13 protein-coding genes are annotated in these 14,108 nt (G+C 45.9%); 9 read left to right on the top strand and 4 right to left on the bottom strand.

Features of this window, described 5'->3' with window-relative positions; genetic code table 11:
* Positions 1-73: 73 nt before the first annotated feature.
* The 7 genes from DXX93_RS06010 (at position 74) to DXX93_RS05980 (ending at position 6,162) form a co-directional block, all read left to right on the top strand.
* A complete protein-coding gene (locus DXX93_RS06010; protein ID WP_116007301.1) occupies positions 74-1,003 on the top strand; it encodes a septal ring lytic transglycosylase RlpA family protein in 930 nt (309 codons plus the stop codon).
* Positions 1,004-1,221: 218 nt separating this feature from the next.
* Positions 1,222-2,418 (top strand): serine hydrolase, encoded by a 1,197-nt coding sequence (locus DXX93_RS06005; protein WP_116007300.1) that lies wholly within the window; start codon positions 1,222-1,224, stop codon positions 2,416-2,418.
* Between the two features lie 654 nt (positions 2,419-3,072).
* Positions 3,073-3,336 (top strand): DUF493 family protein YbeD, encoded by a 264-nt coding sequence (gene ybeD / locus DXX93_RS06000; RefSeq protein ID WP_116007299.1) that lies wholly within the window; start codon positions 3,073-3,075, stop codon positions 3,334-3,336.
* A gap of 64 nt (positions 3,337-3,400) precedes the next feature.
* On the top strand, positions 3,401-4,060 hold the full coding sequence (gene lipB, locus DXX93_RS05995) for a lipoyl(octanoyl) transferase LipB (protein ID WP_116007298.1): 660 nt from the start codon (positions 3,401-3,403) through the stop codon (positions 4,058-4,060).
* Complete coding sequence (lipA, locus tag DXX93_RS05990; protein WP_116007297.1) at positions 4,050-5,018, top strand: lipoyl synthase; 969 nt, start codon at positions 4,050-4,052, stop codon at positions 5,016-5,018. The genes lipB and lipA overlap by 11 nt, the downstream gene beginning before the upstream one ends.
* A 332-nt stretch (positions 5,019-5,350) precedes the next feature.
* Complete coding sequence (locus DXX93_RS05985; RefSeq protein WP_116007296.1) at positions 5,351-5,914, top strand: hypothetical protein; 564 nt, start codon at positions 5,351-5,353, stop codon at positions 5,912-5,914.
* An 11-nt stretch (positions 5,915-5,925) separates the two neighbouring features.
* Positions 5,926-6,162 (top strand): hypothetical protein, encoded by a 237-nt coding sequence (locus DXX93_RS05980; RefSeq protein ID WP_220347553.1) that lies wholly within the window; start codon positions 5,926-5,928, stop codon positions 6,160-6,162.
* Positions 6,163-6,378: 216 nt separating this feature from the next.
* On the opposite strand, the gene DXX93_RS05975 is transcribed toward DXX93_RS05980, so the two are convergent.
* The 3 genes from DXX93_RS05975 to prmB all read right to left on the bottom strand — a co-directional run bounded on the left by DXX93_RS05975 (position 6,379) and on the right by prmB (position 9,764).
* On the bottom strand, positions 6,379-7,530 hold the full coding sequence (locus tag DXX93_RS05975; RefSeq protein ID WP_116007294.1) for an MFS transporter: 1,152 nt from the start codon (positions 7,528-7,530) through the stop codon (positions 6,379-6,381).
* Between the two features lie 201 nt (positions 7,531-7,731).
* A complete protein-coding gene (aroC, locus tag DXX93_RS05970) occupies positions 7,732-8,820 on the bottom strand; it encodes a chorismate synthase (RefSeq protein ID WP_116007293.1) in 1,089 nt (362 codons plus the stop codon).
* A complete protein-coding gene (gene prmB / locus DXX93_RS05965) occupies positions 8,820-9,764 on the bottom strand; it encodes a 50S ribosomal protein L3 N(5)-glutamine methyltransferase (protein WP_116007292.1) in 945 nt (314 codons plus the stop codon). The genes aroC and prmB overlap by 1 nt, the downstream gene beginning before the upstream one ends.
* Positions 9,765-9,853: 89 nt before the next feature.
* On the opposite strand from prmB, the gene smrB reads away from it, so the two are divergent.
* Positions 9,854-10,387, top strand: a complete 534-nt coding sequence (gene smrB / locus DXX93_RS05960) for an endonuclease SmrB (protein WP_116009845.1) — start codon at positions 9,854-9,856, stop codon at positions 10,385-10,387.
* Between the two features lie 98 nt (positions 10,388-10,485).
* On the opposite strand, the gene sixA is transcribed toward smrB, so the two are convergent.
* Complete coding sequence (gene sixA, locus DXX93_RS05955) at positions 10,486-10,995, bottom strand: phosphohistidine phosphatase SixA (protein WP_116007291.1); 510 nt, start codon at positions 10,993-10,995, stop codon at positions 10,486-10,488.
* A 211-nt stretch (positions 10,996-11,206) separates the two neighbouring features.
* Here sixA and DXX93_RS05950 point away from each other — a divergent pair, with 211 nt between their 5' ends.
* Positions 11,207-14,005 carry an insulinase family protein gene (locus DXX93_RS05950; RefSeq protein WP_116007290.1) on the top strand — a complete coding sequence of 933 codons (2,799 nt, stop codon included), beginning with the start codon at positions 11,207-11,209 and terminating at the stop codon, positions 14,003-14,005.
* The last annotated feature ends 103 nt before the right edge of the window (positions 14,006-14,108 follow it).

The following is a 14,108-nucleotide window of genomic DNA, read 5'->3' as shown; positions in this document are numbered from 1 at the left end:
ACCCGTAACAGCCAAAAAATGTAATCTTCCATCTTTACCTAACGCACAACAATGCATAAAGACAATAACAATAATGACTAAAAAATTATGCCTAACCAGCTTGCTTGCCCTTGCCCTAGCAGTCATTGCTGGCTGTAGTAGCCATACTGGCCGTTATCAGCAAAAACACGATAGCATTCCTACGCGCTTGCCAACACCAGCTGAGCTAAAAGATCCTGTGCCACGCGCCGAGCCGAAAAGTCGCGGTGGCAACCGCGATTATCAAGTGCGCGGCAAGCATTACCAAGTATTGGAGACTGCGCAAGGATTCAGTCAAGTGGGCACTGCGTCTTGGTATGGGAAGAAGTTTCACGGTCATTTAACCTCGAACGGTGAAATCTACGATATGTATGCGATGAGCGCTGCGCATAAAAATCTGCCACTCCCGACTTACGTGAAAGTGACTAATCAAGCGAATCAGAAGTCCGTTATTGTCAGGGTGAACGATCGCGGGCCATTTCATCAAGACAGAATTATCGATCTCTCGTATAGCGCTGCCTATAAACTCGGCATGCTATCAACTGGCACGGCACAAGTTAAAGTAGAAGCGATTGACAATTTTTCAACCGCTGTGGCTTCTCCTAATGCGCAACCACAAGCTAAAACAGGTGCGGCTCAAGTTAATACTGCCCAGACGAATCCTGCTCAGGCCAGTATCCCACTGCCAGCGCCGACTCCGAGCAAAGCGCCACAAACATCAGATCTGGCGACAACTCCTCCGCCCCAGAAAGTGCCAGAAGGTGATTATATTCAGGTGTTTGCCACACGCAGTGAAGCTGTTGCCAAACGCACGATACTTGCGCTCACCAACTTATATCAGCAAAACGCCGTTTACTCTCAGCAAAACGGTATTTATCGAGTGAAGTTAGGGCCATTTGCCGCCCATGAAAATACCGATGAGCTAGTGGCAAGTTTACGACAAGCAGGCTATGAGAGTGCCTATCGTCGCAAAATCTTACATTAAGCCCGTTATCCTTGGGGTTTGCGCGTAGCAAATCTAAATAGTAGTGATATACTGTTGGCAATTTTTTGACACAACTATGACAAACATAACCAAATACCTGCGCAAACACTTTTATCGACTGGTCGCTTAGCGTCAGACGCCTAATCTATCGGTGCGCAATCTATTGGTGAAGGTAGGCAGTTGTGTCGCTGGTTAAAATACAAATTTCAAGGAGCATTATGTCACGCCCATTCGCTCAGCGCTTAGCGAAATCAACTAAGCGATGCTTAGTTATGCTAAGTGCCATTACACTGTCATCAACAATTTTCTCGGCTTCTGCACAGTCTATCCGCATTACTCCCGATGCCCCCGAAATTAATGCAAAAGGTTTTATCTTAATTGATTACACCACAGGTAAAGTGATCGCCGAAGGCAATGCCGACGAGCGCCTAGAACCAGCCAGCTTAACCAAAATGATGACCAGTTATATCATTGGTCGCGAGTTGGAAGCAGGTAATATCGCAACAACCGATATGGTAACGATTAGCGAAAACGCATGGGCGAAGAACTTCCCTGATTCGTCAAAAATGTTTATCGAAGTCGGTACTGAAGTCAGTGTTGCAGACTTAAACCAAGGTATTATTGTCGCTTCAGGTAACGATGCTTGTGTTGCGATGGCCGAACATATTGCCGGCTCTGAAGACGCCTTTGCCGACTTAATGAATGCCCATGCGCAGCAAATAGGCATGAACGACAGTTACTTTGAAAACAGTCACGGTTTACACAGCCAAGATCACTACACAACAGCGCGTGATATGGCAACGCTCGCTACCGCCTTAATTCGCGACACACCGGGTGAATACGAACTCTACAAGCAGCGTTCATACACTTATAACGATATCAAACAATACAACCGCAATAGCCTATTGTGGGATAAAAGTTTAGATGTTGATGGCATTAAAACAGGCTATCACTCAAAAGCTGGCTACAGCTTAGTGACGTCAGCGGTAAAAGACGGCATGCGTTTAGTGTCGGTGGTCATGGGCACAGAAAGCCAGCGCGCGCGTAAAATTGAGAACAAAAAACTACTCAACTATGGCTTCCGTTTCTTCGAAACGATTACGCCGTACGAAGCGGGTGAAACCTTTGCCACTAATCGCGTTTGGATGGGTGATGTTAAAGACGTTAACTTAGGTATTTTAGCGAGTACGCCGATCACCATTCCGCGCGGTCAGCGCAAGAAAATTGAAACTAACGTTGAGCTGACGAAAGAGTTGGTAGCGCCGTTAGCTAAAGGCGAGCAAGTGGGTAAACTTTACCTAACACTTAACGGTGAAGATATCGCCGAATATCCGCTGGTAACCCTACAAGAAGTGAACGAAGGTAGCATGTTCAGCCGTTTAGTTGACTATGTAAAACTTCAATTTATTGAATAGTAGGCAAACACTTATACTCAACCAAAAGCCTTGACTGATGTCAGGGCTTTTTTTTATACCCATGCTACTTCAAAGTGCTTGTTTCAGTTGGAATTAAAAGCGGTTTAGGCAAGGCATTGATTGCAGAGAATGGTTGTCCCCTTGTCAAAATCAATAACGCGGCATAAACCGCTTTTAAACCAACCCACTTTTTTAAGGTAGAAAGGGCGCTTCACAGGAACTCACTCTCTGCGTTGCAGCTTATTGAAAGGGAGTAACCATTCCGGCAAGCTGCGCCTTGATATTGAGTCCCTGTGACAGCGCTGAAATCAAGCATCTTGAAGTAGCATGGGTATGTATGTGCAAATTTTTGAATTTACGCTTGAATTCTGCTGCTTTGCCTCCATTAACAAGCCACTCACTAGCACTTACCTGCGCTAAAACATGCCCAGCAGTATTGCCTGACAACAACTAGGCTAACTGATGTGTCGCTTCAAAGCGCCAGAGGCATAGCTCTTGCCCACAGATTAGTGATAAAATATGAACTATCAGTATAAAGTCATTGCCTGCGATTTGATAAAAACCGTCGCACCAATGTTAGACCATTGCTAGGCAAGTCTTAGACAAGTGCTAGCGCGTAACAAGCGACAGCGCTGCCAGCAAAAGAGAGCAAATATGCAAACTAAATTTGATGAACTATTAGAATTCCCTACCGTACTTAACTTCAAAGTAATGGGCGTTGCCTGCGACGAGCTACCCGATCTAATTGTCGCCGAATTACAAAAACACACGCCGGGTGATTACTCACCTAAGCTGAAACCAAGCTCTAAAGGCAATTATGTTTCGGTATCTATTGCAGTGCGAGTTACCAGTAAAGAGCACATCGAGCAGGTGTACCAGTCGCTTAATACGATTGAACAAGTTCGCTACATTCTTTAGTAGTCAACTTACACCTAGCACTAAAACCAAGGCGCACCAGAAATAACGACAAACAGGCACTAAATTGAGTAATCCGCTAGTTATAAGACAGTTAGCACAGGCTGAATACACCCAAGTGTGGCAAGCCATGCAAACCTTTACCGATGAGCGCAATCAATCTACGCTCGACGAGCTTTGGTTGGTTGAACACCCGCCAGTATTTACCCAAGGACAAGCGGGTAAAGAAGAGCATTTACTAGCACCGGGGGATATTCCTGTCGTGCAAGTAGATCGCGGCGGCCAAGTGACGTACCACGGCCCGGGTCAACAAGTTATCTATGTCATGATTGATCTTAGACGACGAAAAATGGGGGTACGAGAGCTGGTTACCCTGATTGAGAATGCGATAGTTAATACCCTAGCTGAATATGATATTGACGCATACCCAAGACCGGATGCACCGGGGGTTTATGTCGATGGTAAAAAAGTCGCCTCACTTGGCCTAAGAATTCGAAAAGGCTGCTCATTTCACGGCCTTGCGCTCAATGTGAATATGGATTTATCGCCATTCTTGCGCATTAACCCGTGTGGCTATAACGATTTAGAAATTATACAAAGTGCGGACTTAAATGGCCCTAAAACAGTGGCAGAAGCCGGTGACGGCCTCGTCAAACATTTAAGCGCATTACTTGAAGCCACCGAGCTTCAATATCAAACAGGTTTGGAACAACAAAATGACAGTTAAATCTTCACGTATGGAGCCAGGTGTTAAGCTTCGCGATGCTGACAAAATGGCACATATCCCGATCAAAGTCGTCCCATCTGAGCGCGAAACTATGCTGCGTAAACCAGAATGGCTGCGTATTAAACTGCCTCGCACCACAGAAAAAATTGATCAGGTAAAAGCTGGCCTGCGCAAGCACGGCTTGCACTCTGTTTGTGAAGAAGCATCTTGCCCTAACTTGTCTGAGTGTTTTAACCACGGTACCGCCACCTTTATGATTTTAGGTGATATTTGTACCCGTCGTTGTCCGTTTTGTGACGTGGCACACGGTCGCCCGCTCAAACCAGACGCAGAAGAGCCAAAGAAACTAGCGCTCACACTCAAAGATATGTCATTAAAATACGTCGTGATCACTTCGGTTGATCGCGATGACTTACGTGACGGTGGCGCGAGCCAGTTTGCTGAGTGCGTAAAAGAAATCGGCGAACTTGCACCACACACCAAAGTGGAAATTCTCGTCCCTGATTTTCGTGGCCGCATGGACAGAGCCTTGGAAGTGTTAAACCAACACCCGCCGCATGTGTTCAACCACAATATGGAAACAGCACCGCGCCTATACACACAAGCGCGCCCGGGGGCTAACTACCAATGGTCGCTCGACTTACTGAAAAAATTTGGTGAAGCAAACCCAGACGTACCAACCAAATCAGGTTTAATGGTTGGACTTGGGGAAACGAACGAAGAAATACTCGAAGTAATGCGTGATTTACGGGCTCATGGCGTCACCATGTTAACCATTGGCCAATACTTGCAGCCAAGTAAGGATCACTTGCCTGTTGAGCGTTACGTCCACCCTGACGAATTTAAAATGTTTCACGACGAAGCGATGAAAATGGGCTTTAAACACGCCGCTTGTGGCCCGCTAGTGCGCTCAAGCTACCACGCTGACAAACAAGCAGCGGGTGAAGAAGTTAGCTAACAGTAAGCTCAACTTATTGTAATCCCATCAATAGCGACAATTGGAAGTAAACGGTCAATTGTCGCGACTTTCTAAATTTCCTTTGCGTTTTCTGGCGCTAATACACTCTCCCAAAATAGTTTGATCAGGCAGCATCACAAGCTTGTCCCCCAAGTTGGCGTAACTTGTATTGCAGTCTGTCTTTGGCGTTAACGCTTTAACTATCCTAAACTCAGTAGCTATACTCGTTCCGCTTCAAGATGCGTGACTTTAGCGCTTTCGCAAGGGCTTATTACCCGGTGCCACTTGTTGGAATGATACCCTCTCATGGGGATAAAAACAGGGGACAGCTTATGGCACAAACTAATGGCGAACTTTATCGGGCGATCCACGTTGAATCTCCGGAATTTGAGCAGCTTGATAGTGTCGCAGCGTGCCGTAAGGGGGCGACTAGTAATGGCCTGCTGCATGCCCGAGCTAGCGGTGAGATTGCCATCGGGGCAGATGGCTTGCAGTTAATTGAAGCGGCTGACGTTAATTTGGAGCGTTCAGCAGACGATGCACCTTGGTATGTATTAACCGATGGCGGAACCTCTATGCATGATGTGCCGGGCTGGTTTGGATACACAACGTGGAACTATTTTCACGTTCCCAAAGGTACACAGTACTGTGCGGAAACCTTGTTTATTAAACGCGATAAAAAGCGCAAGTGGAATCGGCATAAAACTGCGCAGGGGCGCCATTACACCATTCGCCCCAAGATTCGCATGAGACTTGACGCCTACTTCGGCGCGTTAGACAATTTAGCCAGAGCCGCTATTGTTCGCTCAATCGAACTCAAGCAGCCCGTGCGGCTAAACAGTGCCAATGAAAGCGAGCCAGCCAGCTCAACCAGCAAAGATGAAACAAGCGGATAGGGGGTTAACAGGTGACGACATTCAGTGGACGCTCTCTAGTAATGATTATTCAAGCGGTAGATCGTGAGATAAATCGACTCACAGCGCTGCCAGATGACAGTATTACACCAACCGAAGAGATAAGATTAGTTGACTACGAGTCTTTGGCTGACGAATTAGAAGATGCCTACGAAAAAGCCAGTGCCGGACACACTAATTTGCCAGAGTACAATCTTTTGGTGACTGATCGCGGTCAAGATGACGGTTAGTGGCTTGTCAGAAAAGACGGTTATCGCCTTCCTTGTTATCGCTTCCTTTAGTAATCGTTCTATCCGCAACCATCTCTGTGGCATATAAAGCAACAAAACTCCCCAAAAAAGCCAGCGCTTACTTGACCTAGCCCGGCTCCCCATCGCGGTCTAGTTAATTAAACAACCTCGTACGTCTCGTATGTGCAGCGCTTAACAGCATATATTTTGCAAATGCTAAGATGCTAGCTGTTTTTGATTTAACCCTAGCGAAATAACCCCTGCCAGCAAAGCGGTGATCGCAGCAGCAACGTGTGTTTGAGTTAGCCCATCACCATCTAGCCACAATAAACCCGCTGCATACGCCCCTATCGCGCCACCAACCCCATAAACGCCACTGATGTAGAGTGCTTGTGCCCTATTTTGTTGGTTGGCAAGAAAGTGATGTTGGATAAATTGCATTGACGCACTGTGATAAAGTGCGTAGCTCGCTGCGTGAATTAGCTGGGTAACGACCAAGAGCGCTATATGTTCTCCCCAATAGCCCATCAGTAGCCATCGTAGCGCCGTAGTTAAAAAACTAAACACCAGAATATGGTAAACGCTAAAGCGTTTAAAAATACGCCCCGCGAGAATAAATGTCGCGACCTCAACAACAACCGAAACACCAATCAATAAGCCGACCGCATAGCTTGGGTGCCCTAAGTCTCGAATGTACAGCGCGAAAAACGAATAGTAAGGGCCAAAGCTGACTTGCAGTAACAAGCCTGCGACAAAAAACAAAATAAAATTGCGCGACATTAGCAGGGATAACATTGAATTTGCGTTTGCACCACTGTCGCTTTGCCCTTTTTTGTCGCGCATCAATAGTGTCGATAGCCACAAACCAATCAATACCACTAAGCCCAGCAAGATAAAAGTTTCACTGCCATGACTCGCCATCACTTCACCGGCAATAACAGCCAATGCGATAAATCCTAAGCTCCCCCACAATCGGATTCGGGCATAAAATTTCGCGCTTTTGCGCATTGAATGCAGCGTTAGCACTTCCAGCTGCGGCAGCATACCAGTCCAAAACAAACTAAACAGCGCCAGTACTACAGCTATCGGCCAATAGCCATCAACAAAAAACAAACCAAAAAACGACACCATCGCCAGTGTACTCGCCACTTGAATAACAACGAGCTGTTTGCCGGTTTTATCCGCAAAAAATGCCCAGAAAGATGGGCCAATTATTTTTGTTGCGGTGAAAATTGCCAGTAGTTCACCAATTTGACGGGAGTTAAACCCGCGCCCTTCCAAAAATACGGCAAGAAAAGGCATGGCTAGGCCAAGTACAGCAAAGTACCAAAAGTAGCCGTTCGATAAGCGAACAAAGTTAGATAACATGTGCTAGAGAATTAATTCCATATTGGTACAAAAGTGATTGTTGATACGACAAATCTCTTGAGAGCGAAATTGCAAAATGTCATTTTTCCTGATGCCAAAGAGCTCGTTGATTATCGCATAGAAAAAAGCTCGCCGTGGCGAGCCATATCAATTTTATCGCTAAGCTAATTAGCTAGTGTTAACAGGCTTTTAGCGGCCAGCTTACTCAATCACTGGTGTTGTGCAGGCAACATCAGCATTTTGACCGCGATGACGCAGATAATGATCCATTAGCGTTAATGCCAACATAGCTTCGGCAATCGGCACCGCGCGAATACCAACACATGGATCGTGTCGACCTTTGGTTGCGATATCCATAGCATTACCATCAACATCAATGGTGTGACCACTAACACCAATGCTTGACGTTGGCTTTAGCGCAATATTGGCGACAATGGGCTGACCTGATGACAAGCCCCCCAGTACGCCACCCGCATGATTAGAAGCGAAGCCTTCGGGTGTTAGCTCGTCTCTGTGCTCTGAGCCTTTTTGATTCACGACCTCAAAACCATCGCCTATCTCAACCCCTTTAACCGCATTGATGCTCATCAGGCTATGTGCAATATCCGCGTCTAAGCGATCAAAAATTGGTTCACCTAGGCCAACAGGCACCCCTGTGGCTACCACCATGATTTTCGCGCCGATAGAGTCTTTTTGCTTGATAATACCGCGCAACGTTTCATCGAGTGCTTCAAGCTTAGTTTCATCGGGGAAAAAGAATGGGTTTTCTTCAACAATCGCCCAATTAAACTGCTCCGCTTTAACATCCGCAATTTGTGTAACACAGGCTTTGATTTCAATGCCCAATTGCTGTTTCAGGTATTTTTTAGCAATCGCACCCGCAGCAACACGCATCGCCGTTTCGCGCGCAGACGAGCGGCCGCCACCGCGATAATCGCGAAAACCATATTTTTGGGTGTAAGTGTAATCCGCGTGACCGGGGCGGAAACTTTGCGCGATATTACCGTAATCTTTCGAGCGTTGATCGGTATTTTCAATCAGCAAACCAATCGGTGTACCTGTGGTTTTCCCTTCAAACACACCTGACATAATTTTAACCTGATCGGCTTCACGTCGCGCCGTAGTATAGCGAGAAGTCCCAGGCTTACGGCGATCGAGGTCAAACTGCAAATCAGCTTCAGAGATTTCCAATCCAGGAGGACAACCATCAACAATCGCCCCTAAACCTAAACCATGACTTTCACCAAAAGTGGTGACCGTGAATAATTTTCCGTATGTATTACCTGACATTATCTTGCAACAACCCGTTGGTTAAAAATTTCTTGATATTCCTCTAATTGTGCCTTGGTTAGCACAAACACGCCGTGTCCACCGCGCGTAAACTCCACCCAGTGAAACGGCACTTCTGGATAAGCCGCTTCGACATGAATTTGCGAATTCCCGACTTCACATACCAAAACACCAGTATCAGTTAACTGGCTTGCAGCTTTTGCTAAAATTTCGCGCGTGATATCTAAGCCATCATGACCAGACCCAAGCCCCATTTCTGGCTCATGCGTGAACTCCGCAGGCAAGCTGTCAACGTCTTCTTGGTCGACGTACGGTGGATTGGTGACAATTAAATCATACTTCTCTTGCGCGACAGAGGCGAAAAGATCAGATTGAATCGGAATAACTTGTGCCATTAAGCCATGCCCTTCAATATTTATTTGCGCCACATTCAGCGCATCAACCGAAAGGTCAAGCGCATCCACTTCCGCTTCTGGAAATGCATAAGCACATGCAATCGCAATACAGCCACTGCCAGTGCATAAATCTAAAATACGGCTTGGTTGCTCGCTAAGATAAGGTAAAAACTTGTTATCAATCAGCTCTGCAATCGGTGAGCGCGGCACTAATACACGCTCGTCAACATAGAACGACAAACCTGCAAAATTGGCTTGGTTAGTAAGGTAGGCCGCTGGTATTTGCTCTTCTACTCGACGAGCAATCAATTCAAACAGCTCCTGCTTTTCTTGAGCCAGTAACTTAGCATTTTTGCTGGCATCAAATAGCTCACTCGGAAGTGCCAACGCAAACATGACGAGTTTGATCGCCTCATCCCATGCGTTGTCGGTGCCGTGACCAAAAAATAAATCAGCGCGGTTAAATTCGCTTGCCGCCCATCGCGTCCAATCTTCAATGGTGGTTAATTGGCTATAGATAGGGTTTGTTGGCTCAGGGGTTAAAGACATGGTCGTGTTTCGCGCTCTTACGTACTAATGGGGGACAAAAAAGGGCAATTACTATATCATTAAACTCTGTTTACGTGTTCAACTTTGCCATGAAATTTAAAGATTTATTAACCGCTGAAGAAAAGCAATTGTTTAAAGATGAGATCGGCAAAGTAAAACCAATTATTCAAGACAAAGTCGTTCATCAAAAAAAGCGGCCGTCCCCCCCGATTGCCAAAGCCAATCAAATGACTCAACGACAAGTGGCAGAGTTTCATTTTTCCGATGAATTTGAACCTGATTTGAACCGCTCAGGACCAATGCAATACGTCAAAGAAGGTACGAACAGTTTCGAAGCCAAAAATTTGCGGCGCGGCATTTACCACCCAGAGCTGATTTTGGATTTACACGGGCTTAGCCAACAACACGCCAAGCGAGAAATAGCTGCTTTACTGCTGGCGTGCCACAAAGAGCACGTGCGTTGCGTGTGCATCGTACATGGGATTGGCAACCGAATTTTGAAAAACAAAGTACCACATTGGCTAGTGCAACATCCCGATGTATTAGCCTTTCACCAAGCGCCACTAGAGCATGGTGGTGACGGCGCCCTGCTCGCCCTGATCGATATCAAAGACAAATACTAAGCAACGCAATCAAAGCCAATAACTTTGCTTATGCCTTGGCAGAGAAAATAGCTGCGCCTAATAGCTAAGCACAGAGCAGTATATAAAGGCGTTGCGAATTAGCTCGTCAGGTCGGCTGGTGAAATGACGCCATTTAGATGCCCCATCATGTGCGTGGCATCATAGTCAATTTCAGCAATACCAGCGGTTTGAAAAATAGGCGCAAACTCATGCTGTGTCAGTTCCGACACTAAATAACTGACCAAAGGCATATGAGATACAATGAGCAGGGTTTCAATTTGGGCAGGTGAATCTGCATGCTCTGCCAAATGACCATCAATCAAATCACGTACTTGTGAAGCTGAGCCTGAAGGTGTGATCATGGATTGAGTGGTTGTCAATTCACTAAGTTGCTCGTTCGACAACGAAAGACACTCAGACAATGACTGGTAGGTTTGCTGAGCACGTAAATAGGGGCTTACCCAAATTTGACTAGGTGCAATATCCTTGCTCGCCATCCATTTACCCATCATTGCGGCTTCTTTGACACCATGCTCGGTTAATGGACGCTCAGCGTCAGAATTGGCAGTGGCATCAGCCTGCCCGTGCCGCATGATCAAAATCTGCATTAATTTCTCCCGCACATCACTAAATCGCGGTCAGTGTTAAAAAATTCCGGCTATAGTAAAAGAAACGCGTTATGATTAATAACAACTGTTAAGAATAAAATAAACTGGCCTTATTCCGTCAAGTAATTTATAACAAAAACAACGCTATAATCAAAAGTATAAACACGACTTTCCGATCGTGCTGTTCGATACAAGTGTGATATGGGAATTTATGTTGAAACAAAGCCCTAACGATAAAAAACACTACCTGCCAATAACGCTAAGCAACGGCTTGCGGGTGTTACTGATCCAAAATACGGAATCGGAAAAAGCAGCAGCGGCGCTTGCCATCAACGCAGGCCATTTTGACGATCCGCAAGATCGCGAAGGCTTGGCTCACTTTGTTGAGCACATGCTGTTTTTAGGTACAAAAAACTACCCTGATGGTAGTGAATATCAAAAATTCATTAGTCAACACGGTGGCCATCACAATGCGTGGACTGGCACTGAACACACATGTTTCTTTTTTGATATACAAAGCAATTACTTAGCCGATGCACTGGCGCGCTTTGCTGACTTTTTTATCAGCCCATTACTAAGTGAAGCCTTTGTCGAATCTGAACGACAAAACATTGATGCGGAGTTTAAGCTTAAACTCAAAGACGATATCCGCCGCCTTTACGATGTTCACAAGGCAACGGTCAACCCGGCTCACCCGTTTTCGCAATTTTCAGTCGGTAACCTCGAAACCCTAGCAGATCGCCCTGGGCAAAATGCCCAAGCTGATATTATGGCGTATTTTGAGCGCAACTACCGCGCAAACCTGATGACGCTTGCACTTGAGGGGCCGCAAACCGTTGCCGAGTTAAAACAGTTAGCAACGCAATATTTTTCTGGGATAAAGGCAGGCGGTGAAAAAGCCGAGATATCGGCACCACTTTATTTAGCAGAGCATTTAGCGCAAGAAATTGCCGTAACCCCAGTCAAAGAAGAACGACAACTCATCGTTAGCTTTGCCATGCCTGGCATAGATAAATATTATCAGCACAAACCAGAGTCAGTACTTACCTACCTGCTTGGACACGAAGGTAAAGGGAGCATTTTATCTTTACTAAAACGCCAGCACTTAGCCATGGCATTAACCGCAGGCTCGGGTATTAACGGCTCCAACTTCAAAGATTTTAATATTAGTATCTCATTGACCGAGTATGGCGAAGCCAATATCGAGCAAGTGTTAGATGTGGTGTTTAGCTATATCCAGTTATTGAAACAAAGACCGCTGCCACATAACTTTTACAATGAAAAACAAAAGTTGACGCGTATTGCTTTTGATTACATGGAGCGGCTCAAGCCGCTCGATTCGGTTAATCAGCTTGCTGTTAATATGCAGCACTACCCCGTCGAAGATTATATTGCTGGTGATTACCTGATGACTGGCATGTGTGATGACAGCGTTGAATATTTACTGACATTTTTATCGCCTCGCAACTGTCGCATCATCAAAATAGGTCAACATTATAGATGCGACAAACTCAGCCCTTGGTACCAAGTTCCGTATCATATTCAACCGATCGCAGAAGCAACTCTTGCTCGATGGCAAGATATCGCCATTCATCCAGACTTAACATTACCAGCGCCTAATCCATATATCATTGCGGCCCCGAAAATTTGGTCACACAGTCATGAATCCAGCAGGCCAGCCATGATAGACAATCACAATGGCCTTTGTGTTTGGTATAAGCAGGATACAACCTATAAGGTACCCAAAGGTTATATCTACATTGGGATTGATTCTCCGCTCGCCATCGCCTCAACAGCCAATATCGTGATGACTCGAATGTTTGTTGATATTTTTGGTGACCAAGTCACAGAAGAGCACTACGATGCCGAGTTAGCAGGTATTCACTATCATCTATACGCACACCAAGGTGGAATGACACTGCAAATTTCCGGGCTTAGCGAAAAACAGCCATTACTCTTGGAGCGTCTGCTCGCCAGCCTAATGCGTCATGACTTTAGCGAGCAAGCGTTTGAGCTGAGTAAAAAACAACATATCAAACAATGGCAAAATGCTGATAAAAACAAATCTATCTCCCAGCTGTTCGCAACCCTTAGCGCTGCCATGCAGCCTAATAACCCTTCTGCAGCAGAGCTATTAGCAGCGATCAGCAGCATTTCGTTTGCGCAGTTTTTGCGCTTTTGCGGCAGATTGTTCGAACACATCACACTCGACGTATTGATCCATGGAAACTGGCTGGAAAAGCACGCCCAAGCAATCGCCAAACAAATTCAAGACGGCTTTAATCATTGCTTTGACGGTCGCAATCACGTTAGCTGCCCTGTGATCAACATCGCAGAGCAACAAGAGTACGTGCTGCCTGTGTTGATGCCAGAGCACGACCACGCTGCCGTTTGTTATTACCCGCAAGTAGAAAAAAGCGAGCATACCACGGCGCTGACTATGCTTACTAGCCATTTTCTCGCGCCACTTTTCTTTCAGGAAATGCGCACCGAAAAGCAATATGGTTATTTAGTTAATGTCGGTTATATTCCCATTAACCGCTATCCTGGCATTGCCTTTTACATTCAATCGCCCCACACCTCGGCGGCCAAATTAGTTGAGGCAATTGACGAGTTCATCGAAACTGTGTGTCAAAAATTAACCGGCGTCTCAGAAGCACAATGGCAAACCTTCAAGTTTGGGCTAAGCGCTCAATTGGCCGAAAAAGACACCAGCTTGCGCACGAAGAGCCAACGTTTTTGGGCGGCAATATCCAATCAAGACTTTACCTTTGACCGCAAGCAAAGGTTGTTAAATGCCATTAACAATGTCGAGCTAAGCGAAATTATCGCATTCGTTAGCCAGAGCTTAACTCAACACCTCAGTCAGAATAACCAAGGCGAATACCTCAACAGGCTAACCTTAGTTTCCGCGCAAAACGAAGCACAAACGCAGAAGTGGCAACAAAGGGCAGCTCAACTCGTCAAGTCACCCAGCGAATTACCAGAAAAAGCCGCGCTCAAGTACTAATAAAAAGGATAAAGCCGCAGTTATGCTGCGATATATAGTACAATATGCGCCCGGTTAATCTTTTAGTTGTACAGTAATCAACCAGTTATATTGACTTGTTGAT

This window comes from Thalassotalea euphylliae (assembly GCF_003390335.1).
In the GTDB taxonomy this organism is placed as follows: Bacteria; Pseudomonadota; Gammaproteobacteria; order Enterobacterales; family Alteromonadaceae; genus Thalassotalea_F; species Thalassotalea_F euphylliae_B.
The sequence above is the reverse complement of the archived record's forward strand: the minus strand, read 5'-3'. Positions and strand labels throughout refer to the sequence as shown.

Excerpts from the sequence above, each read along its gene's own strand:
- DXX93_RS06010 (WP_116007301.1), top strand. The coding sequence starts at position 74 with ATGACTAAAAAATTATGCCTAACCAGCTTGCTTGCCCTTGCCCTAGCA.
- DXX93_RS06005 (WP_116007300.1), top strand. The coding sequence starts at position 1,222 with ATGTCACGCCCATTCGCTCAGCGCTTAGCGAAATCAACTAAGCGATGC.
- ybeD (WP_116007299.1), top strand. The coding sequence starts at position 3,073 with ATGCAAACTAAATTTGATGAACTATTAGAATTCCCTACCGTACTTAAC.
- lipA (WP_116007297.1), top strand. The coding sequence starts at position 4,050 with ATGACAGTTAAATCTTCACGTATGGAGCCAGGTGTTAAGCTTCGCGAT.
- DXX93_RS05985 (WP_116007296.1), top strand. The coding sequence starts at position 5,351 with ATGGCACAAACTAATGGCGAACTTTATCGGGCGATCCACGTTGAATCT.
- DXX93_RS05975 (WP_116007294.1), bottom strand. The coding sequence starts at position 7,530 with ATGTTATCTAACTTTGTTCGCTTATCGAACGGCTACTTTTGGTACTTT.
- aroC (WP_116007293.1), bottom strand. The coding sequence starts at position 8,820 with ATGTCAGGTAATACATACGGAAAATTATTCACGGTCACCACTTTTGGT.
- prmB (WP_116007292.1), bottom strand. The coding sequence starts at position 9,764 with ATGTCTTTAACCCCTGAGCCAACAAACCCTATCTATAGCCAATTAACC.
- smrB (WP_116009845.1), top strand. The coding sequence starts at position 9,854 with ATGAAATTTAAAGATTTATTAACCGCTGAAGAAAAGCAATTGTTTAAA.
- sixA (WP_116007291.1), bottom strand. The coding sequence starts at position 10,995 with ATGCAGATTTTGATCATGCGGCACGGGCAGGCTGATGCCACTGCCAAT.
- DXX93_RS05950 (WP_116007290.1), top strand. The coding sequence starts at position 11,207 with ATGTTGAAACAAAGCCCTAACGATAAAAAACACTACCTGCCAATAACG.